The organism is Mucilaginibacter sp. OK283 (assembly GCF_900110415.1).
In the GTDB taxonomy this organism is placed as follows: Bacteria; Bacteroidota; Bacteroidia; order Sphingobacteriales; family Sphingobacteriaceae; genus Mucilaginibacter.
In genome coordinates, this window is sequence record NZ_FODR01000008.1 from 129395 (window position 1) to 153230 (window position 23836).

At 44.7% G+C, this 23836-nt stretch carries 16 protein-coding genes; 9 read left to right on the forward strand and 7 right to left on the reverse strand.

The window, feature by feature from the left end:
- Window positions 1-115: 115 nt before the first annotated feature.
- Window positions 116-1726, reverse strand: coding sequence for a DUF6377 domain-containing protein (locus BMX56_RS18585; RefSeq protein WP_143065472.1), 1611 nt, complete (start codon window positions 1724-1726; stop codon window positions 116-118).
- Window positions 1727-1962: 236 nt separating this feature from the next.
- Window positions 1963-2952, reverse strand: a complete 990-nt coding sequence (locus tag BMX56_RS18590; protein ID WP_090651180.1) for a LacI family DNA-binding transcriptional regulator — start codon at window positions 2950-2952, stop codon at window positions 1963-1965.
- A gap of 324 nt (window positions 2953-3276) precedes the next feature.
- Between BMX56_RS18590 and BMX56_RS18595 the strand changes: the two genes are divergently transcribed.
- From BMX56_RS18595 to BMX56_RS18635, 9 genes are all read left to right on the forward strand, one after another.
- Window positions 3277-4047 (forward strand): DUF6377 domain-containing protein, encoded by a 771-nt coding sequence (locus BMX56_RS18595; RefSeq protein ID WP_090651181.1) that lies wholly within the window; start codon window positions 3277-3279, stop codon window positions 4045-4047.
- A 43-nt stretch (window positions 4048-4090) separates the two neighbouring features.
- Entirely contained in the window at window positions 4091-5443 is a 1353-nt protein-coding gene (locus BMX56_RS18600; RefSeq protein WP_090651182.1) for an MFS transporter, read from the forward strand.
- 51 nt (window positions 5444-5494) lie between these two features.
- On the forward strand, window positions 5495-7441 hold the full coding sequence (locus BMX56_RS18605) for an alpha-amylase family protein (protein WP_090651183.1): 1947 nt from the start codon (window positions 5495-5497) through the stop codon (window positions 7439-7441).
- A gap of 156 nt (window positions 7442-7597) precedes the next feature.
- Window positions 7598-8452 carry a universal stress protein gene (locus BMX56_RS18610; RefSeq protein ID WP_090651184.1) on the forward strand — a complete coding sequence of 285 codons (855 nt, stop codon included), beginning with the start codon at window positions 7598-7600 and terminating at the stop codon, window positions 8450-8452.
- Window positions 8453-9057: 605 nt separating this feature from the next.
- Window positions 9058-10266, forward strand: a complete 1209-nt coding sequence (locus BMX56_RS18615) for an acetate/propionate family kinase (RefSeq protein ID WP_090651185.1) — start codon at window positions 9058-9060, stop codon at window positions 10264-10266.
- Window positions 10248-12632 (forward strand): phosphoketolase family protein, encoded by a 2385-nt coding sequence (locus tag BMX56_RS18620; protein ID WP_090651186.1) that lies wholly within the window; start codon window positions 10248-10250, stop codon window positions 12630-12632. The genes BMX56_RS18615 and BMX56_RS18620 overlap by 19 nt, the downstream gene beginning before the upstream one ends.
- Window positions 12620-13039 carry a hypothetical protein gene (locus tag BMX56_RS18625; protein WP_090651187.1) on the forward strand — a complete coding sequence of 140 codons (420 nt, stop codon included), beginning with the start codon at window positions 12620-12622 and terminating at the stop codon, window positions 13037-13039. The genes BMX56_RS18620 and BMX56_RS18625 overlap by 13 nt, the downstream gene beginning before the upstream one ends.
- Before the next feature lie 2 nt (window positions 13040-13041).
- Window positions 13042-14694, forward strand: coding sequence for an alpha-glucan family phosphorylase (gene glgP / locus BMX56_RS18630; protein ID WP_090651188.1), 1653 nt, complete (start codon window positions 13042-13044; stop codon window positions 14692-14694).
- A gap of 128 nt (window positions 14695-14822) precedes the next feature.
- Window positions 14823-15977: a L,D-transpeptidase scaffold domain-containing protein gene (locus BMX56_RS18635; protein WP_090651189.1), complete on the forward strand. Its 1155-nt coding sequence runs from the start codon at window positions 14823-14825 to the stop codon at window positions 15975-15977.
- Window positions 15978-16018: 41 nt separating this feature from the next.
- Here BMX56_RS18635 and BMX56_RS18640 read toward each other — a convergent pair whose 3' ends face one another.
- The 5 genes from BMX56_RS18640 to BMX56_RS18660 form a co-directional block, all read right to left on the reverse strand.
- Window positions 16019-17203, reverse strand: a complete 1185-nt coding sequence (locus tag BMX56_RS18640) for a chromate transporter (RefSeq protein WP_090651190.1) — start codon at window positions 17201-17203, stop codon at window positions 16019-16021.
- Between the two features lie 54 nt (window positions 17204-17257).
- Window positions 17258-18343 carry an efflux RND transporter periplasmic adaptor subunit gene (locus BMX56_RS18645; RefSeq protein ID WP_090651191.1) on the reverse strand — a complete coding sequence of 362 codons (1086 nt, stop codon included), beginning with the start codon at window positions 18341-18343 and terminating at the stop codon, window positions 17258-17260.
- Window positions 18340-21504 carry an efflux RND transporter permease subunit gene (locus BMX56_RS18650; protein WP_090651192.1) on the reverse strand — a complete coding sequence of 1055 codons (3165 nt, stop codon included), beginning with the start codon at window positions 21502-21504 and terminating at the stop codon, window positions 18340-18342. Before BMX56_RS18650 ends, BMX56_RS18645 begins: the two co-directional genes overlap by 4 nt.
- The gene (locus tag BMX56_RS18655; RefSeq protein ID WP_090651193.1) at window positions 21501-22898 is read right to left on the reverse strand and encodes a TolC family protein; all 1398 of its coding nucleotides are present in this window, start codon (window positions 22896-22898) and stop codon (window positions 21501-21503) included. Before BMX56_RS18655 ends, BMX56_RS18650 begins: the two co-directional genes overlap by 4 nt.
- A 71-nt stretch (window positions 22899-22969) precedes the next feature.
- Entirely contained in the window at window positions 22970-23827 is an 858-nt protein-coding gene (locus BMX56_RS18660; protein ID WP_090651194.1) for a chromate resistance protein ChrB domain-containing protein, read from the reverse strand.
- Window positions 23828-23836 lie beyond the last annotated feature (9 nt).

Below are 23836 nucleotides of genomic sequence, written 5' to 3' on the forward strand. Positions count from 1 at the left end.
AAGACCATGATAAAAATATAAAGTTTTTATTACCTCTATTTTAACAAATTTTGGTACTAAATTACCCGACAAGCGCTTTTTAAACTTCATAAACACCTATTGAGGCTTAAAAAAATTAACTGATGTCAAATGGTTTGATGTTCATGATGCGCTGCTCAAATTGTTCGGGGTGCAGCGATTTGGCTTTGATACGCATTTTATAAACGTAGATGGTATTCACAGAATATTCTAATATTTTGGCAATAGTATCGTTATCAGCAATACCCATTCTGATAAGCGCAAATATTCTTAAATCGGTATTCAATAACTCATCTTCCTGTGGCCAAATCTGATCTTTTTCGTCAAACAGGCTGTTAAATACATTAATAAAGTTTGGAAATATTTTCACAAAAATATGGTCAAAACTATAGTATAAATTCTCCCGCTCTTTTTTAATATCTATATTATTGATGAGTGAGGTAATGGCATCGTACTTTTTCATCGAGATTTTAGCCTCGATAGATACCTTCAGGTTTTCGAGCTTTAGTATATATCCCGATATCGCTTTAAAAAACTGCCCGATATATTCTTCTTTAATCTTTGCATCTACAAGGAGTTTGCCATTTATATCATTAAGCTGTGCATTTTTCCCTTCTATTATCTTTTCCTTAGTTTTCAGTTTTCTAAGCTGCTTAACAATCATCACCAGGAAAAACACCACCAGTAAGGCCAGGGCCGTTAGCGTAATCAACAGGATCAGAAAGCGGTTTTTCTGATGTTCGGAGTTATTGAGTTCGGCGGCGGCAATTATTGGCAATATTGATCCTATCTGGATTTTCCGTTGCCTTGCTCCATAAAAATCGGCATCTGCTTTGGCCAATTGTATAAAACTATAGGCGTCTTTTATATTTCCTTTTTTATATAAAAGGTCGGCAAGGGTATAAAGGGCAACGGTTTCGCGCGTAGAAGATTTGATATCGGCGATGGCCGATTGGATCATCAGGTTAATGCCCTCCTCTTTTTGATTTTCCTGTAAGTAAATCATTCCCAATGAGCAGGAAACCATTGCCCTTAAGTGCATGGTTATTACCATGTTTTTTTCGAGCAGCTTACCAAACCAAACTTTGCCCTGAACGTAGTTACGTTCCTGCAGCTTTTGCAAACCCAGCAGATAATTACGGCTCACAAAGTCATCGCCGCAAAAAGATATGGCCGAATCGATAGATTTATTGCCCGCTGTAATGTAACCGGGCGTAAAATATTTGTCGTTACTATAATTAGCTATATCGTAATAACACCTGCCCAAAAAAAAATAATAATCAATTTTGGCCGGGGTCTCCAAAACCTTAACATCAACCTTATGCAAATAATCAAAAGCTTCGTGAAACATGCCCGATGACAGCAGGATAAAAGCCATTTTAACGTAGCTGTAATATTCGCCTTGCTTATCGCCACGTTGTTTACTTAGGGCTATCATCTTATCCACATAAACATATGCCGAATCAAACTGGTAGCCTTTATATTCGCTGTAAATACTGTTTAATGTAGAAAACTGACCATCATAATCATTTTTAGATAGCCTTGCCCGGTATAATTTCAGCCTGTTAATCCGCGACTCCTTAATACGCTCGTAAGCACCTTTTTTTCCAATCTCCGTTTTTAATTCTTCAAGTAAATTATTTGTTGCATCAGATGCAAATGTTGATAAAGAACTTAATAACAATAAGAAACAGAAAAAATACTTCATGCTTATATAATTCAAAGGTTTAAACACATTAACTAACCCGCCCTTCACAGAACAATATTCAAGTAAGCTGCAACGATAAAAACAGCGTCCGGTACAGATCTTCTTTTATTTTACTACTATGAAATTGAAATTACGGGTTTATATCTCAAAGATATATAAAGGAGCAGTCTTTATGGCTTACTTTATTAACATAATTAAACCATACGGGCATATTGCGGTGCTGCCCGTGCAGCATATTAAAGCGAACCACCTTCTACAAGGACAGCGTTAATTTTTATTTCCTGCATACCGGTACTTCCGGCTATGCAGGCCATCATTTTTACAAAAGCGCTTTTTGCCAGCTTAAAGCCACTGGTTTCAATAAAGGTAATTTGCGGGTAATAAAATGTAGGTACCTGGCCCTCGCTTATAGCTATAACACCAACATCGCCGGGTATACGTAACTGCAGGGTTTGTATAGCTTTCATTACCCCTATCAGCACCTCGTCGCTCATGCAAAAAATAGCGTCTGGCTGTTGATGGGGTAAGGCCTTCATTACAATGCTAAAAGATTCATTTATTGAGCTTGCATGATGAATGGTTAACCTTGCCCCGGGATTATCCGCCTCCAATGTTTCGGTAAAAGCGCTTAGCCTTTTTTTGGTGATGGATAACTCTTCATTTCCAAAAACGCCCAGGATATTTTGTTTGTTTTTAGCCATTAACGTTTTGGCTGCTATGGTTGCTGCCATTACATCATCAACACATATTTTAATACAATTTTCAAACGCGGGCACCTTATCAAAAAAAATAATGGGGATAGGGTGGTCGCCTTGTTTAAGAAAGCTACTGATATCTGTAGTTTTGGTAGTTATCGAGATAAATATGCCCGACACCCTCCCCTGCCTGCACCGTTTCAGGTTTTGTTGCTCTATGAGCGGGTCGTCGCCGGATTGCAGCATAATCAACGAGTAGCCATACAACCGCACTTCTTCTTCAAGCGAACTGATGAACGACTGGTAAAAATCATTGGCTATTGTTGGTATAATTACTGCCAATTCCTTGCTTTGGTTGGTCCTGAGGTTAATGGCGTAGGTATTAGGCTCATATTCGGCAACGGCAGCAAGTTCCTTAACCTTTTGCCTGGTTTCTTTTGAGATATCCGGATGATCTTTTAGCGCCCGCGAAACTGTAGAGATACTTAAATTAAGCATTTCGGCAAGTTTTTTTAAAGTTATATCGGGCATAGCATTGGCTGTTGGTAATCGGTTATTAAAAGTAGTACATTTTTTTGTTTCAATTCAGGTGCCTGCTTTTAAACCGTGCCGCTTATTGCTATTATCCTGTTAAACAACACCCATATTCACTTTATCACTCCATTTAGCCAACGCTTAAAACGGTATTTCCTTAACTATTTTTCAACAACAAACATTATCGCAAACGTTTGCAGGCTTTTGCGAACCTTATTTTGCTTGCCGTGCGTATAAAACATGAAAGCTAAACCCTACTTTTAGCAAAGTATTCCCAATTATAACCTGTTACTTTTTTTGCCAGCTAAAATTACCGAAGACATGAGCATATATCATACTGCCTCCGTTTTTTCATTTTTTTGCTATACGTACCTTTTAGAAATAAGCGGAACCTCTTTGTTAAAAGATATTCCTGCGTTTATGCTTCATATGCCGCAAATAAATACCGGCATCGCTATAACCCTGGCAACATCGGTATTGGTATCGGCTGCCTGTATACTAAGAGTTTATGCATTATCCAAACAAATAAAGTTTCAGCGGGATATTATAGCAGAGCAGCAATCGCGCTTGCTTAGTTTAAATGAAATAATAGAGCAAAACGGGCAAAGCAAGGCCGATCATATAGGCCACTTTGTTTGCCTGGTATCAAACTATATTACCAAATTTGAAAAACTAAACCGGAGCATAAAACGCCACTTAGCTGTAAAAAACTACCGTGATATACTTCCCTGTTTTGATGACATAGACGTTAAATACGAACGCAAATCGCTTTGCCGCGACTTTGACAAGTACTTTTTAAAAGCCTTCCCCAATTTTGTTATGGAATTTAACGCGATGCTGAAAAAGGAAGACCAGATATGGCCAAAACGCATCGGGCAGTTAAATACCGAACTGCGCATTTTTGCCCTCATGAAACTGGGCATTACCGATTGCGAAACCATAGCCGGTATTTTAGAATATTCGGCCAATACCATCTACGTTTATAAAATGCGCATCAAGGCCAGGCTTAATATGCCTGCCGATGACACGGACGGGGTTACTTTGTTTAAAGCTTCATTTGATGAAGCCGGCCGTTATGTGAAATCAGCTTAAATATGCTATACTTTCTTAACTTATCACAATTTAACAACCATCCATGTCTGTTTTAAAACCCCGTTTAAGTTTCTGGCAAATCATTAACATGAATGTCGGTTTTTTTGGTATCCAGTATAGTTTCGGGCTTCAGCAAACGGCTATAAACCCGTTATATACTTTTTTGCACGCCAGGCCCGAAGACCTGCCACTGCTTAATTTAGCAGGGCCAATGACAGGTTTGCTCATCCAGCCACTTATTGGTGCACTGAGCGACAGGACATGGCACCCGCGCTGGGGCCGGCGTAAGCCTTTCTTTTTAATAGGAGCCATTTTTTGCAGCATTTGCCTGTTTGCATTCCCCTTTAGCCGGGCTTTATGGATGGCGGTTGGTTTACTGTGGATATTAGATGCAGCCAATAATACCGCCATGGAACCTTACCGGGCATTTATAGCCGATAAGCTACCCGAAAAGCAACGGGCCTTTGGCTTTTTAACACAAAGTTTTTTTACTGGCCTGGGTATTACCCTGGCCAACTTATCCCTTGGCTTTTTTAAAAATATCATATCGGGCAGTACAAAAACCAGCGATGGGCAGTCGGGTATCCCCTACTGGGTTTTCGGGTCGTTTTTTGTGGGTGCCATCTGCTCTATCGTTTCGGTCATCTGGTCGGTAACCACTACGCCCGAAATTCCTCCTTCCGAAGCGGAATTGGCCGAACTAAGGAGCAGGAAGAGAGGCCTTTTTGAACCGGTAAAAGAAATTTTTGCAGCTATTAAAGATATGCCTGGCACTATGTGGAAACTGGCATTGGTGTACCTGTTTCAATGGTATGCCATGTTTTGCTACTGGCAGTTTGTATCGTTAAGTATAGCTAAATCGGTATTTCATACCACGCCCGATGGGAACAAAGAGTTGTATGAGCAGGCCGTAGTATGGGCGGGCAAGGTAAACGGATTTTATAATATAGTTACCTTTTGTTCGGCGTTTGGTTTGGTTTGGCTTGCACACAAGTTCAGCGCCAAGTACGTGCATATTGGTTGTCTGCTGATGGCCGGTGCCGCCTTGCTGATATTCCCGCACCTTACCGACAGAAATTTGTTGTTTGCACCAATGGTAGGCTTTGGTATAGCCTGGGCCAGCATGATGGGCGTACCTTACATTATGGTAATAGGCAGCATCCCCAAAGAGCGGTATGGCGTTTATATGGGCATCATCAACATGATGATTGTTGTACCTATGATATTGCAAACCATTAGCTTTGGCTTTATTTATAAAAATTTCCTGGGCGATAACCCCTTAAATGCCATCACTTTTGCAGGGGTGCTATTATTAATTGCAGCTGCAGCAACCATACGCATTAAAAAAGATACCATTACAGATGATGTGATAGTACCAGCCGGAGCAGTGCATTAACGATATGGACAACCTGTTTTATCAACCCATTTTTGGATAAAAATTATAATCGTGTACAACCATCAATTACATCAGCAGGTTAACAGTATTTTAAACCAATACAAACTTGACATAGCCGGCACCGACAATGCATTTTACATACGGCTGATGACCAGTGCCGATACCATACAAGACCTTTATCAGGAGATCTACGGCAACCACCCGGCCGCTGCACCTGTGTTTGAACAACTGTTCTTAAATATCATCAAAGCCTATTCAAAAAGGCCGGCGGCGTTTAAAAATAAAGATGAAGCAAAAGCTGCAACGGACAACTGGTTTTTAAGCAACCAAATTACCGGCATGAGCCTTTACGTAGATAGGTTTTGCGGCACGTTAACCAACCTGGGCAATAAACTGGCCTATTTTGAAAATCTGGGTGTAAACTTTTTGCACCTGATGCCCTTATTTGAAAGCCCGCCGACTGCAAGCGATGGCGGGTACGCGGTATCTGATTTCAGAAAAATAGATGAACGGTTTGGATCATTGGCCGATTTAAAACGGCTGCGACGGAAGATGGACACCAAACAAATGTACCTCATGACGGATATTGTGCTTAACCATACATCCAACCTGCATGAATGGGCGTTAAAGGCAAAAAATGGCGACCCTAAATACCAGGACTATTTTTACATGTATGATGACAGGGCAATTCCAGATCAATACGACCAAAGCATGCCCGAAATTTTCCCGGAAAGCTCGCCCGGGAATTTTACTTACATACCGGAGTGTAATAAATGGGTAATGACCGTGTTCCACCACTACCAATGGGACTTAAATTATACCAACCCCGCTGTGTTCCTGGAGATGTTGGATATCGTGCTTTTTTATGCCAACCTGGGTGTAGATATTCTGCGGATTGACGCACCCGCGTTTATCTGGAAGCAATTGGGCACCAATTGCCAAAACCTGCCGCAGGCACATGCCTTGTTGCGCCTTATTAAGCAATGCGTATTGGTAGCATCGCCCGGGATGGCGCTGCTTGGCGAAGCTATTGTGGCCCCCGCCGAGATTATGAAGTACTTTGGCAATGGCCGGTTTACCGCTAAAGAATGCGACTTTGCTTACAACGCCACCCAAATGGCGCTACAATGGGATATGCTGGCCACAGGCGACACCCGTGTAATGCTTGCCGCGCAAAACCAATTGCAACAAAAACCATACGGCGCCTCATGGATTACCTATACCAGGTGCCATGACGATATTGGTTTAGGCTACGATGATGAAATGATCAGGAGGGCGGGCTACGATCCCTATCGCCATCGCCGGTTTTTGCAGGATTATTATACAGGCAATTTTGTATCGAGCCCATCGGCAGGCGCTTTATTTTCGGCGAACCCCCAAACGGGCGATGCCCGCATCAGCGGTTCGCTGGCTTCATTATGCGGCCTTGAAAAGGCAATACAACGTAACGATACAGGTGCAATAAACACGGCCATTCAAAAAATTTTACTGATGCAGGCGCACAGCTTTTTTCTTGGCGGCATACCCATGATTTTTTATGGTGATGAAGCCGGCTATACAAACGACTACTCCTATTTAACCGATGAGGCTAAAAGTTATGATAACCGGTGGATGCACCGCCCGGTGATTGACTGGCAAAAAAACGATTTGATAAATACCCCCGGAACAGTTGAAAATATTATTTTTTCGGGCACTCAAAAGTTAATCTCCATACGCAAAAAATTACCGGCCGTGGCCGATCATAATAACCTGAATTGGTTTAAGCCTTATAACATTCATGTAGCGGGCTACGCCAGGACTTATGAAAACAAAACCTTTTACGGTGTATTTAATTTCAGTAACGAGGTATGCTATCTTGCATGGGCAGCCTTTGGGTTAAATGAGGGTATTACAACGCAGTTAACCGACCATTGGACCGGCATTGAATACGATATTGCCAATAGTGATGGATACCTGATCATTGAACCCTTCGGTTTTCATTTAATGGAGGTTTTATAACCCCGATCCATCAATATTTTTGATAGTAACTGGGCGGCCTATGTTCCAACCATTTGTCCTTTTCATTTTGTAGCACATATCATTTTGTGCAGTGACCATCGTCATACTTTTGCACGGGCACTTTAGCCAATTTTACTCCCGGTTAAATGGCAAGAAATGAAAACATTATTAATTCCTACCGATTTTTCAGATAACGCCGGGCATGCAGCCGAATATGGCTATTACCTGGCTAAACAAATGAGGGCAAATGTATTGCTGTGCAATGCAGTAATTGTACCGGCAGAAATGCCGCAAGCGGGATTTACAGGCTGGCCGATAGAAGAAAACGAATTGCTGATAGATGATAGTACCGCTGAATTACAGCGTTTAAAAGCCCATCTTGAACTTACTGACCAAACAGACACCTTCAGGCCCGAAGTTGGTTATGTAAATGAAGCAGGCCGGGTTACTGATGTAGTGAACGCAAACTGCGCAACTGCCGATGTTGGTCTTGTTGTTATCGGCAGGCATGGTAATAGCGGGTGGGGCGGATTTTTATTAGCAAATCATTGCAGCGCCCTCATTGATGCAGCTAAGAAGCCACTGCTGGTCGTTCCGCCCGAGGCGGATGTAAGGATGGTTAAAAAGATCGCTTTCGCTACTGATTTTAACAAAATCGGGAAAGACATGAAATCTATATATGAACTAATAGCATTAGCCCGGCCCCTTAATGCCGAAATTCTGTTGACCCATGTTTATACCGATAAGCACCATTCTGCGGCACTTCAGTTGCTGATAGATCAGTTGCTCACCGAACTATCTAACAAAGCCGATTATCCCCACATTTATTACCGTGCGCTGGAGGATACCAATGCCGAAAAAGGCCTTACCCGGCTATGTGAGCATGGGCAGGTAGATATCCTGGCTATGAACCATGGCCCCTATAGTTTTATTGATGATATTTTAAGCTTAAGCCATACGAAAAAAATGGCTGCCCAACTGTCTGTTCCTTTACTGGTTTTCCGGGCGTAATTGATTTGGAAACCAGCTAACTAAACAAAACGCTGCCTGCACTCCGGGCGGCGTTTTGCTATTTATGGTAAGGAAAAACAACTTCTACCGCCAGCACATGCGTTTAATTGGGTTAACATAACTTAACACATTTCAAATATATTTTTTATAAATATTTAATAATCAATATTTTATATTTTAACATGGTTAACACTAAATTGATCGTGCAATTTAGAAGCATCCAGATATTTGTGCCTGTTGTTGGTCAATACAAGTCCCTTTGATACCTGGATCACTTAACCACGATCAGCTAATAAAAACAAGGTATCGTTTGATGCTTATATCTTTCCGACCCCATAAGCTTATTCCGTTAGCGATTATTAAATGACAGCTTATTGCCGTTAAGTATTTAGATGTGTTTGCCCTGCTTCTACCTCCTTAATATTTAACACAAAATTCTATCACAAATACACCAGGAAAATTCAAAACATTTTAATACCCATCGGGTTGTACCTAAGGATATGATATACATCACTATTTATGGTCATGAACGTCATTCCCCGAGCCGGTAGTAAGCTATAGCTTCGCATTGTAGTCCATTTTAAAACTACACGATTAAAACAGGTATGGCGGTCTCCTTAAATACTTTTCTGTTAACCATTAATTGCGGTTCATCAAGCCTTAAATTTAGTTTGTACCATACGGGTTCGCTGCAGCAGGAGTTATCGGGCAGTGTAAACGCTATTGGCAGTGCATCAAGCAAACTTGTGATAAACAAGCAGGAACAAGCGCTGCCCGGCCACCCCGCCGGATTTAAAAACCTGGATGCAGCAGTAAAAGCCGTAATCCGTTGGGTTAAAAAAAGCCCATACAACAATAGGCTGCTGGCCATAGGGCACCGGTTGGTGCAGGGCGGACCAAACCACCGGGCACCGCAACTCATAACAGACGATTTACTGAAAACCCTGCACCAATATATTTACCTGGCGCCTAACCACCTGCCCGATGAAATAAAAGCTATCAAAGCATTCCAACAAGCTTTTGCGCAGTTGCCACAGGTAGCCTGCTTTGATACGGCCTTCCACGCTGATATGCCGGATGAAGCTAAATATTACCCCCTGCCCGATAAATACCGGGAACAAGGCCTGCTGCATTATGGCTTTCATGGCCTTTCGTACCAATACATTATGCAAAAACTGGCCGCCGATGGTATTAATGTGAATAAACAAAATATCATTATAGCTCATTTGGGCAATGGCGCCAGCATGGCCGCTGTAAAAAATGGTATCAGCGTAGAAACTACCATGGGCCTTAGCCCTATTGGCGGCCTGGTAATGGGTACCCGTTCCGGTGATCTTGACCCCGGCGTTGTGCTGTTCCTGCTGAAACAAGGGCGGCTCACTACTACACAGCTGGATACTTTACTTAGTAAACAATCGGGGTTAAAGGCCATTGCAGGCAAAAGCGATGTGCAGGAATTGCTGGGCCTGGCTGCCCATGACGCCAAAGCCCGCGCGGCCATTACCACATTTTGTTACCAGGCACGCAAGTTTATCGGTTCGCTGGCAGCGGCGATGGGCGGGTTAGACCTGCTGGTTTTTACCGGCGGCATAGGCGAGCATTCGGCAGTTATCCGGGAACTGATCTGCCACAACCTGTTCTTTTTAGGCATCAACATCGACGAAAAATTGAACAACCATCACAACGAAAACATCTCGTCACCAACAGGCAAGGTAAAGGTTATGATGCTAAAAACCAATGAAGAAGCAATGATTGCACAACATACACAAACTATTATTTTAAAACAAAACTCACCATGGAAACCGAAATTTTAGATATAGAACAGGCTGAATTATCGCCCGAACTATTAAGAAAAATACACGCCTACTGGCGCGCTGCAAATTACATATCGGTAGGGCAATTGTACCTGCACCACAACCCATTGTTAAAAGAACCGCTTAAGCTGGAGCATGTAAAAAACATGCTGCTGGGGCATTGGGGCACCACACCGGGGCAAAACTTTATTTATACGCACCTAAACCGTATCATCAATAAATATGATCTGAATATGATCTATGTTTCTGGTCCGGGACATGGCGGGCCGGCTGTTGTTGCCGGCACCTACCTGGAAGGAACATACACAGAAGTTTATCCTGATATTACACAAGATGAAGACGGCCTGCGGAAACTGTTCACCCGGTTTTCTTATCCCGGCGGCATATCCAGCCACGCTTCGCCGCAAACGCCGGGCTCTATCCACGAAGGTGGCGAGCTGGGCTATTCCCTAAGCCATTCATTTGGCGCGGTGCTGGATAACCCCGACCTGGTGGTTGCCTGTGTTGTAGGCGATGGCGAAGCCGAAACCGGCCCTTTGGCAACAGCCTGGCACTCCAACAAATTCCTGAACCCGCTTACCGATGGGACTGTATTGCCTATACTGCACCTGAACGGTTATAAGATCTCTAACCCCACCGTATTAGCCCGCATCACCCACGAAGAGTTGGAGCAACTGTTCCGCGGCTACGGCTGGAACCCCATTTTTGTGGAAGGCGAAGACCCTGAGCAAATGCACAAGGACATGGCCGCCGCGCTTGACTATGCGGTTGACCGCATTAAACAAATAAAATATGATGCCGGGCGACCCAATACCGAACGCCCGCGCTGGCCAATGATCGTATTACGGTCGCCCAAGGGCTGGACAGGGCCTAAGGAAGTGGATGGACATAAAATTGAAGGCAACTTCCGTTCGCACCAGATCCCGCTGGCAGTTTCTGCTTCGGCACCGCCCGAACATTTACAAATGCTGGAAGACTGGATGAAAAGTTACCATCCCGAAGAATTATTTGACGAACAGGGCAAACTGGTGCCCGAACTGGCAGAACTGGCGCCAAAAGGCGACCGGCGGATGGGTGCCAATCCGCATACCAATGGCGGTAATTTACTGCGCGATTTGCGACTGCCCGATTTTAGGGACTATGCCACCACGGTGGAAAGCCCCGGCGTTAACGGCGAAGGTGATACTTACGTAAGCGGGCGCTTTTTACGCGATGTGATCAAGGCAAACCAGGAAAAACGAAACTTCAGGATATTTGGGCCCGATGAAACCGTATCAAACCGACTGGATGCTGTATTTGAAGTAACCAACCGCCAGTGGGACGCCCCAATAATTCCGTACGACGAATTCCTGGCAGCAGATGGCAGCGTAATGGAAATGCTGAGCGAGCACCAATGCGAAGGCTGGCTGGAAGGCTACCTGCTTACCGGAAGGCATGGCCTGTTTAACTGTTACGAAGCCTTTATCCATATTGTCGATTCGATGTTTAACCAGCATGCCAAATGGTTAAAAACAACGCTCGAACTGCCCTGGCGCAGGCGCATAGCATCGCTTAATATTTTATTGACCTCTACCGTTTGGCGGCAGGACCATAACGGCTTCACTCACCAGGACCCCGGCTTTATTGACCATGTGGTAAACAAAAAAGCCAACATTGTGCGGGTTTATTTACCGCCCGATGCCAACTGCCTATTATCGGTAATGGATCATTGCCTGCGCAGCTATCATTATGTAAACGTTATTGTGGCAGGTAAACACCCCGCACCGCAATGGCTTAATATGCAACAGGCGGTTGAGCATTGTACCCGCGGCATAGGGATCTGGGATTTTGCCAGCAACGACCAGGAAGCCGAACCGGATGTGGTAATGGCCTGCAGCGGCGATGTGCCAACTTTAGAAACACTTGCAGCGGTATCGATTTTAAGGGAACACCTGCCCGAGCTAAAAATAAGGGTTGTTAACGTTGTAGACCTGTTTAAACTTCAAAAAAGCACCGAACATACGCATGGCCTCAGCGATAAAGATTATGACGCGTTGTTCACCATTGATAAGCCCGTGGTGTTTGCTTTCCATGGCTACCCATGGCTGGTACACCGCTTAACCTATAACCGCGCCAATAATGCTAATATGCATGTGCGGGGTTATAAAGAGGAAGGCACCATCACCACATCTTTTGACATGACCGTACTTAACGAAATGGACCGCTTTCACCTGGTAATGGATGTTATTGACCGCCTGCCGCAAACGGGCAGCAAAGGCGTTTATCTTAAACAGTACCTAACAGATAAGCTTACCAAACACAAGCAATATATTAAAGCCAACGGCAAGGATATGCCCGAAATACTTAACTGGAAATGGAAACAATAGAACAAGAGGTAGTTGTAAGGCCCGATATGCATACCTATTACCGCAGCTATCGCGTTGATAAAAATGACACCGGAATAAAAATGATACCGGCAAATGACTTTAGCCTGGTTGGTGCCCGATTGACAGACCGGCATAATGTTATTTATACTTTACAGCCGGATTATGAGCAATATTATCAAACAACCAGTTTGGTAAAAGCTATGGAAAAAGCCAAGGAAGGTGCCCTGGCATCCATAAATGAGTTAATTAAACGCGGCGACGACGGTGTGGCCGCATTATTGCAATACAGGATAGACCATTACGAAGATTTACATGTAAATCTGGTTGATGCCAACATCCAATTGGTTGAACAGCAGATAGTGGAAGATAGGTATTTTAAATGGACACCTTATAGGATTAAAAGTTAAATATGCTGAATAAACAAGATATTTTTGGCTATGAGCCGGATCAGAAATACAAAACATCCGTTGCTTATTTTTCAATGGAATTCGCGGTTGACCAGGCTTTAAAAATCTATAGCGGCGGATTGGGTTTCTTATCCGGCTCGCATTTAAGAAGTGCTTATGAGTTAAAGCAAAACATGGTAGGCATAGGTATGCTGTGGAAATACGGTTATTATGACCAGGTGAGGGATGGCAACGCCTTTATGAAGCCGGAATTTATTGAAAAGCAGTATTCCTTTTTACAGGATACTGGTATAGTTTTTATTGTACAGGTGCATGACGCGCCTGTACATGTTAAAGCCTGGTTGTTAAAACCCGAAACATTTGGTACGGCGCCCATATTTTTATTGAGTACAAATGTTCCGGAAAACGATGAAGTGTCTAAGTCGATTACCTATAGGCTATACGATTCAAACGAGGCAACCCGGATAGCGCAAACCATTATTTTAGGCGTTGGCGGCGCTATATTGCTGGACATTTTAGGCTTTGAACCGGATATTTATCACATGAACGAAGGGCACTCGGTATCATTAAACTTCTACCTGTACGCTAAATATAAAAGCCTGGAAGAAGTGAAGAAAAGAGTGGTTTTTACCACCCATACCCCCGAGATGGCCGGTAACGAAGCGCATAGATATGACCTGCTAAAAAAAATGTCGTTTTTTTATCATTTACGGGAGCACGAAGTAAAATCGTTGTTAGGGATGGACGGAGATAGTTTTAACTACACCCTGGCGGCGCTTAAGTTCTCGGGTAAAGCAAATGGCGTATCTAAACTTCATGGCGAAGTAGCGCGGCAAATGTGGAGCGATAATCCCGGTGTTTGCGAAATTATAGCCATCACTAACGCACAAAATAAAGCCTATTGGCGGGATGTTGCATTAGATGAGGCCATCGCTGCGAATAATGCTGAAGCTATTGTTGCCCGTAAAAAGGCTATGAAGCTTGATCTGTTCCGGGTGATAGCAGACCAGTGCGGAAAATTATTTGACCCAAACGTGCTGACCATAGTATGGGCCCGCCGTTTTGCCGGCTATAAACGGGCCGACCTGGTAATGCAGGACTGGGAAAGATTTATGGCCATGGTAAATAATGCTAAATATCCTGTACAACTGATCTGGGCCGGCAAGCCCTACCCGGAGGATGAAGGTTCTATCGCTTTATTCAACCAGATCATCGCACGTACGCGGGCATTTGCCAACTGCGCGGTGTTAACCGGTTACGAACTGCATTTATCGGCCTTGCTAAAAAAAGGATCGGATGTTTGGCTCAACAATCCGCGGATGTACCGCGAGGCATCGGGCACCAGCGGCATGACTGCGGCCATGAATGGCAGCATTAACCTCTCCCTGCCAGATGGCTGGGTACCTGAGTTTGCCAAAGACATGAAAAACTGTTTCCTGGTTCAGCCCGCATCCAACGAGCTGCAGGCGCATGAAAAAGATAACCAGGAAAACAGGAACCTCATGGATGTGCTGGAAAAAGCGGTATTGCCCATGTATTATGGCGCTCCAAAAAAATGGTTAGGTATCATGCAACAGGCTGCCACAGATGTGGCACCCACATTTGAAGCCGGGCGATTGGCAGCCGAATATTACGAGAAAATGTATAGCCTGTAACAAGGTATCTGTATATTAGTTGTTAATTGATTGGCCGTTTTGTGCCCAATGTCAGTTTTTTCCATGACGGCCATCATGCACAATGGCAGGTTTTAGCACGATCTTTATAAAGCTAAAACCAGATAAAGATGCAAAAATATCACCGCTTGTTTTTCTTTTCGGCAGGAGTAACTTTGTTGTTATTGTTATTCGGCGCTGCACCAGAGGCCGCGGCATACAGTGCCCGAAAAGATACATCCATAGCAACCTCTATAAAAAGCCAACTCGCAGTACACCGCAAAGAATTATACTTCCCAAACAGTGTTCAGCGCGTTTACCGGCAAACCGGCTTCAAGCTGGCCTGGATAGCGCCAGACACCGTTAAAACTCATGCTACCGATGCTATGCTGTTGCTTGATTGTGTGGTTACCTACGGGCTAAAACACGCCGATTATCATCCAGATCAGTTATTATACGATAAGTTGAAGCTACTCAGATCAAGCTCAAGCCCGGTTAGCAACAGGCAAAAAGCGATGTTCGACATCCTGTTAACCGATGCCATAATTGCTTTTGAAAACAACCTGCATTATGGCCGGCTTAACCCGAATTACCCTACCGCAAAAATCGACTCGGGAATTAAAAGCGAGTTTAATGCCGAAAAGGTGCTGATCAATGCACTTAAAAGCCAGCAATTTGAAAAAGAGATCAGCAAGGTGCAACCTCAATCCAAAGCTTACGCGTCCCTGAAACATCAAATGTATTTGATGAAAGGACTTTATGAACTGGATTGTTACGAGTTTAGTGAAGCCGACGTGCAACGGGTAGCCATCAATATGGAGCGCCTGCGCTGGTACAGCAACAGGAAAAAAACACCTGTTGATATCAACATCCCTTCAGGTATATTAACTGTGCATACCAAAACCGGCGATCAATACTTCAAAATAAAAATAGGCAAACCTGGTATGGATATGTTGGCGACAGGCCTGGATTATTCGGCAATCAACATCACCACAGCTAAAGGGCATGTATTTTTGCAGGTAAGCAGGCCGGGCTATCAAAAGCAAGGAGAACCGGTTATAATAACACCCGTTGTTGGCCAGGATACAGCCATTATCCAGGTTAATGTTGTCCGCGGCGCTAAGCTTTTGGCCTTGCTATCAAACATCGGCAAAAAGCAGTCCATTCCAGTCTCGCTTACTTACCTCACCTGCGATATCCGGAACGGGCAGCTGGTTACTTATAAAGATATTTTTTATGCCGATCAAAGATTGAAAAAAGCATTATACAAGGTTAGCAAGCCTTGATCACGCCACCTCACCGAAAATTTGATACCGGTTTTAGCATTTTAACTACTGATTTTGATGATTAACCCAATAACGGCAGCTATACCAATAATATAAGGTTCCTGTATTTTTTTGATATAAATAAGTGCAGCTACGGTAGCTAAAGCAATCAGCGCTGTAGGGATATCAACAATTGACCGTAACCCGATAATAATTACCGACCCTACCAGGGCGCCTATTACCGATGCGGTGATGCCCTCTACAAATGCTTTGATGCTGGTATTTTTGGCGATCTTTTTAAAAGATGGCGCTAAAGCGACAGTGAATAAATAACAAGGCAAAAAAGTAGCTAACGCGGCCACACATGCTCCCGGAAAACCGGCAACAAGATAACCGATAAACCCAACCGTGATAACCACGGGTCCCGGCGTGATCATAGCTACGGCAACCGCATCTACAAATTGATTTTCTGTTAGCCAGCCAAACTCCTTTACCACACCGCCATGCAAAAACGGCACAATGGCCAGGCCGCTGCCAAATACAAACGCACCCGCTTTTGCAAAAAACCAGGCAATCTCCTGCAAAGTCTTTCCGTCATATTTCCAGAAACCGGTACTTATCAATATTCCGGCCGGCAGTACCGCCGGCTTTTTGACCCACCGGGGCGGCGCTTTGATAACCATATACACAATGCCGCAGCCCAGGAACAATAGTATTTCTTCTCTTTCGGTAATAATCGTAATTACAACACCGGCTATATAAAAAAGCCACAACAGCCATTTGGATTTCATGGCAGCCGGTTCAAACTTGCTGATAGATTTAACAGTTAGTTTATAAGCGCTCATGGCGACGATACCAATAACCGCTGCACCTACTCCATAAAACACTGCCTGCATCCAGGTTAAGCCGCCATAAAGCTTGTATGCCATGCCTAACAGCACCACCATGATAAAGGAAGGCAGTACAAAAGCCAGGCCTGTAAGCGTTGCACCGATAAGGCCATAGTGAACAAAGCCTATATAGATACCCAACTGAGCCGCTAAAGGCCCGGGAGCCAGCTGCGCTAAAGCCAATCCTTCTTTATATTCTTCGGTCGTTAGCCAGTCTTTTTGCTCAACAAGGTCGCGCTGCATATACCCTACCAAAGCTACCGGGCCGCCAAAACCCCAGGTGCCCATTTTTAAAAAGTATTTTGTAATATCCAGCAATGAATAAGCCGGTTGTTGTTTGGTTAATTGCTCTTCCATGGGTATTTCTCCTCGTTGTGCATATTTGCCAGGCTACAATATTTGCCTTTTTACCTATTGCTTTACCTGCACGGTTGTGCCTTCTTTCAGTTCCTCATTGGCTTGTGCCACCAACTGGTCGCCAGGCTTCAAATCGCCGGCTATCTCGGTTTTTTCCTTGCCGGTAAAACCGGTCTTTACATCTACCCATTGAGTTTTTCCGTTTACCACCCTGATCACAAACTTGCGTTCCTGGGTAGATACCACTGCTTTAAACGGCACCAGGAACCCATCTTTGGGGCGGCTAACCGGCAATACAATTTGGGCGAACATGCCGGGTTTAAGTAAACCGTTTGCATTTGGAAAGGTAAGCTCCCAGGTTTCACTTCGCGTTTGCGGGTCAATGGCATCTGATTTTCGTGCCAGTTTGGCTTTAAACACCTGGCCGGGATTGGCCGATACCGTAAAACTTGCTTCATTATCTTTTAGCGTGGTGGAATTATATGCCTCCGGCACTGCCACATCAACCCTTAACGACGAGTTATCTTCAACACGGAACAGCAGCGTTTTACCGGTATTATCTACAAAATCTCCTTTAAATATGTTCCTGGCTGTAACCACACCGTTAAAAGGCGACCGGATCACCAGGTAATCTTCCATAGCTTTATTGGCCTGAGTAGCCGAACGGGAGGCCTGGTAAACGGCACTATCCGTCCGCATTTGGTTTCGTGCAATTTCCAGTTCGTTATCAGCCACAGCACCGGGCGTTTGCGCAGCTTTTAATAACCTTAAATATGTTGATTTACTGGATTCATATTTTGACCTGGCGCCCATGCTGTTACTTTGGCTTTGCGCTTGCGCCGCTTTTAATTCGGGAGCATCAAGGACGCATAAAACCTGGCCTTTAGTAACTTTTGAGCCGATATCAACTTTTACTTCCTTCACATAGCCCGGTGTACGGGCATAAATATTGGCGCGATCGAACGGAATAATTTCTCCGGTGAGGTTCAGTTTGTTAGCAATGGGTTCTGGTTTCAGCGTTAACAGTTTAACCACCGGTTTTTCCGGCAGGCCCTGGGGGGCTGCTTTTTCGGCCTGGTTGCCGCCACAGGCCGCCAAAAGGCAAACAGGGACTAAGAATATATAATTGACAGCTTTCATGATTGATTTTCGGTTAGGGATTGATATTTGCTTTGCGGATCATCCGGATCCAAAGAGATAACAGGCACCGGCCGGTTACCTATGGAGAACTGGTATATTAACGGCAAAATAACCAGGCTGGAGAAGATGGAAAAGATAAGGCCGCCTATTACGGCTGTACCTAAGGGCGATGTTTGGTCGCCCCCCTCGCCTAAGCCTAAGGCCATTGGCACCATTCCGGCAATCATCGCTAAGCTGGTCATCAGGATAGGTCTTATCCGGTCTTTAATTCCCTGCAAATAGGGCTCCTGTAATTTTTCACTTCTATATTTTTCTGCCTGCGTTACAAACAGGATGGCATTGGCCACGGCCACACCTACAGCCATGATACAGCCCATATAGGATTGTATATTCAGTGTTTTACCGCAGATCCATAGCAACAGCAGGCTCCCGGCTAATATGCCCGGTATAACCGAGATAATGACCAGCGATAACCTGAACGACTGGAAGTTTACTGCTAACAAAAGGAAAATTACCACGATAGCCAGCAAAATACCATTCTGCAACTCCTGAAAAGTTTGTAAAAAAACTTCGGCCTGGCCCGGCTGCTGTATTTTCATGCCTTCGGGCAGTTTGCCGGTTTCACTGATAATCTTATCGATATCGTTAATGGCCGAACTCAGCGCTTTGCCCTGCAAATTGGCAGTTATGGTAATAAAGCGTTTTTGGTTTAAGCGGTCAAATTCGCCTTCGGTATTGCCCATTTTCCAGGTTGCTACATCGCGCATATAAACCTGCTTGCCGTTATTGGAGCTCAACAAAATATTATCTACCTGCGCGGCATCGTTCATTACCTGCTCAGGTATCTGCACCTGTACCTGGTAAGCTGTTCCGGCTGTTTTATCTACCCAATAATTGGGCTGCGTAAAACGGCTGGATGAAGTAGCCGCAGCCAGCGATTTCCCGGCATCCTCTACAGTAAGGCCTAATTGTCCCAGCTTTACCCTGTCAAATTCAATTTTCATGGCTGGGTAACCCTGCGGGGCGCTATAAGCTACATCGCGCAGGTAAGGCAGGGTTTTCAAACGCTCAACAATCTTTTTCCCAAACTGCCTGTCTTGTGCCAGGCTTTTACCTAAAACCTGCACCTGTATAGGAGTGCCCGTTCCCTGGCTCATTACCTGGCCTACCAAATCGGCGGGTTCAAAAGAAATATGTGCCCCGGGCATTTGCATACTTACCGCCTGGCGTACCTTTTCCCTGAAATCATCTATTTTGATACCGGAGCCTGTAATAAATTTAACCTTTAGCAGTGCCTCTTCGGGTCCGCTCGTCCACAGGTGAATAACGCTAACCGGGTAACTTGAACCCATCAAACCAACATAGGCCGATGATATGGCAATTTTATTACCGCCCGAAAGACTATCGACCAGGTGAAGCAGTTGTTTTGTTTTTGCTTCCGTCCGTTCAATACGCGTCCCTTCTGGCAACCTTAGCCTTACCTGGAACTGCCCGGCATCAACTTTCGGAAAAAGCTCTTTTCCCACTGTAAGAAAAAGTAACGCCGCCAAAGCAATGGAAAGCACGAGATAAACAGGTATTAAAATATTCCTGCCCGGCGACAGGCGATGAATCAGCCCTTCATGTCTTTCTTTAAAGCGTGTCATCCGTTTACCTTCTTTTGTGGTTTCGGCCAGCCGATCTTTGAACAACCAATTAGCAACCACCGGCACAAATGATTGCGATAACAGGAACGAGGCTATCATCGCAAAACCAACCGAAAGGGAAAGCGGCAGGAACATGGCTTTAGGAATGCCCGACATAAAGAAAGCCGGAAAAAATACCGCCAGGATACAAAGCAGGATTAACAATTTGGGCAAAGCAATTTCTTTACAGGCTTCTAAAATGGCCCGTCCCTTCAGCTCGCCTTTTTCCTGGTGATGGTGGATATTTTCTATCGTTACGGTGGCTTCATCTACCAAAATACCTATGGCCAGCGCCAAACCGCCAAGGGTCATGATGTTAATGGATTGCCCAAAAAGTCTGAGGCAGATAACCGCCGAAAGCAAGGCCAGCGGGATAGTTAAAACCACGATGAGCGAACCGCGCCAATCGCGCAAAAATAGCAGTACCATAAGGCCGGTGAGCAAAGCTCCTAAAATACCTTCCGTCATTAAGCTTTTTAATGAATTGATAACATAGCCCGATTGATCAAACTCATAACTTACTTTAATATCAGGCGGAATGGCCGCCTGCATATCCAGCAAGGCTGCTTTCACCTTTTGTACCACATCCCAGGTGGAGGCATCGGCCCTTTTGGTAACAGGGATATAAACAGAACGTTTGCCGTTAATTAACGCATAACCTGCTGTAATATCGGCACCATTATCCACCTGCGCCAGGTCATGTACATAAACGGCCGGGCCACTGCCTGTTTTTACGGGAATATTGCCCAAATCCTGTATATTATCTACCACCGTATTTTGGGGGGCAATGAGCATCTGATCGCCCACACGCAGGTTACCCGCCGGCAGGATGGTGTTCCCTTTGGCAATTGCGGTCACCAGTTCTTCGGGGCTAACCCCATAGCTCCTTAGTTTATTAGGATCGGCCTTGATGAGCACCGAACGCTGATTACCGCCAAAGGGTGGCGGCGCCGAAACGCCAGGCAGGGTAGAGAACATGGGCCGTACTTTAAATAGGGCCAGATCTGATACCTCGCCTAATGACCTGGTAGGGCTGCTGAAAACCAGTTGGCCAACCGCCACGCTGCCCCCGTCAAAGCGGGTTACAAATGGCGATACCGTGCCGGGAGGCATAAAAGCCCGCGCGCGGTTCACCATTGATACAACCTCGCCGGTGGCCTGCCCCATATCGGTGCCCTCGTAAAAATTCAATTTTAATAAAGTAACCCCCTGGATGGTTTTGCTTTCTACAGATTTAATACCGGTTACATACAAAAAGTGGTACTCATAATAGGAGGTTACAAACCCTTCAATCTGTTCGGCCGATAGCCCGCCGTATGTTTGCGCCACATAAATGGTGGGGGTACCCAGCTTCGGGAAAATATCTACCGGCATGGTACGTATTGATACCACTGCGAAAAAAACGATGGCAATAACGGCTACAACAATGGTGACCGGCTTTCTTAATGAGGCGTATAAAAACTGGATAATGTTCATTTGCCGTATTGATTTAAAAACAGGTTCAGGTTGCCGCTGTAAGCCGCTTCATTTAATAATGCGCGCCATGCACTGTAATAAGCGATGCTGACTGTAGCTGCCGACTGAAATAATAATTGCTGCGCCTGTATCACATCGTAATAATTAATAAGACCCGATTTATATCTTGATTGAATACCCTTGTAGGTATACTCGGCCGAGCGTAATTGCTGCGGGGCAAGCTGTGCCGATTGCAGCGCCCTTTTAAAATTGGATGCTGCAATTTCTTTTTGGGTATTAAGGTGTAATTCGGTTTGCAAAAGTTGCTCACGGCTTGATGCGGTGATAAGTTCCTGTTGTTTCCATAGGGGCTTCTGCCTGAAAACTTCCAGTATCGGAAAAGCAATTTGTGCCCCCACACCATAATTATAACGCTGAAAGCGCCAGCCGTCGCCGGAGTTTACCGAACCATCGGCGGCAATGCCCGATCCCCGACCGTAACCGGTGCTCCATAAGGTTAATTTGGGCAGGATGCTTCGCTTTAATGATTTTAACGCCAGTTCATTGGCATTTAGGTTGGCCTGTCCCAATTGCACTTCGGGGTGGCTGGTTGTTATAGTATCGCTTAAAGCAATTACGGGGAGAGTTTTAAAAAGTGAAGTATCAACCACCAGGCCGGCTGGTAGCGTACCACCTACCAGTTCCTTAAGCGCTATCAACGTGGAATCCTGTTGCTTTTCAAAAGTGATTAATTGCATTTGGGCCCGTGTATACTCCGATTGAAAGGACGAAGAGTCGGTTCCGGGCCGCAAACCGCTTATTACCAGGGTTTGGGCCTGTTTTAAATTAAAAGCTGCTCTATCAATATTTGACCGGTAAACTTTAATCAACTCGCTAACCAGTAAATAATTTAACCAGGCGCCAATTACATTTACCTGGTGCTGAAACAGGGTTAAGTTCTCGTCTGCCTGCCCGTATTTCAATATGCCCTTAGCCAGGTCAACTTCGGCACGGCGCTGACCAAAAGTAACGGGTTCCCATTGCAGGTTAAGTGCGGCCGCGCTGCCCGGCACGCCGCTATAATCATTACCCTTGCTTGGCGGACCGCTGATAGGTGTAATAAACTGCGGATAAACCATGCCGGTTATATTATTGGCGGTTGCATAATCTACCTGGTACGATGCGTTAAGCGACGGAATAATGCCATTCTGCTTATACTTCACAGCATATTGTAAAGATTGTGTTTGCAATCTCTTGGCTTTTATCAAGGGATAATTAGCTGTTGCGGTATGCAGCAGGGAATCAAGATAGGGCTTACTTTGCTGCCCCAAAGTTTGCCTGGGGAATAAAAAACAAAGAAGCACACCTGCAAGCACGCTGATTTTTGGAAGGGCGGGTAAGTCGGGATATTTCATAGCTGGAAATCCAGTACTGTATATGTAAGCGCAATACTATGGCAATTTACTATTTTAAAATAGAACAGATTTTACCGAATAGAATCTGCTTTACTTTTTACCACGTTTTTTTTGTAGTCGGAGGCTCTCATCCCCATTTGTTTTTTGAAAATCCGGTTAAAATGGCTTTGGTCCGAAAATCCGGTGAGGTAAGCAATCTCTGTTAAAGAATAGTCGGTAGTTTCCATCAGGTTTATTGATTTTTCGATGCGCATTTTACGGATATAGTCGCCGAAGGATAAATTTTCGAAGTACCTGGAAAACTCCCGCGACAGGTAGGCCGGGTTAATCTTTAGTTCTTCCGACACCTGTTGCAAGCTTAAGCTCATATTGGTATCAATTTGGTCCTGGATCATCTCCTTAATCTCTTTTGCCCATACCGGTGCTTTTTTTGATCCCTGCTGCTTCAGGTATTTATTAAAAACCTCCAGTAAAAGGAATTCTACAGGCTCCTGTATATGTTTTTGCTCGTACAGATATTTGGCCCAGGTGTATAAGCCGTCATATACTTTTATACCCAGTTCCAGCAGTTCGTGGTCATCAGGGATATTTTTTGATAACCCTAAAAAAATGGCCGACAAACCCGATGCCTGAGGGGCGAAATCATGTCTATCCGTATCGGCCCCCCGAACAATGGCAGCTATGCGGTCGAGCGCGATATCCTTGAGCTGATGCTTTTTTATAAAATAATCAAAGGTACACTGGTCGTCGTAGTGCGTGTACTCTACACCCGGAAGGTCAAAGGGAATAGCATTCAAGACTGCGGCCTGCGAAATCACCTGGTCTACCGGTACATAAATAATCTCAGCCTCGGAATCGATAAAGCGTTTGATTAGCCAGGGACAGGCAATACGGTCTATCTTCGGATGTTCGCGGGTAATCCATTTCATTTCGTTACC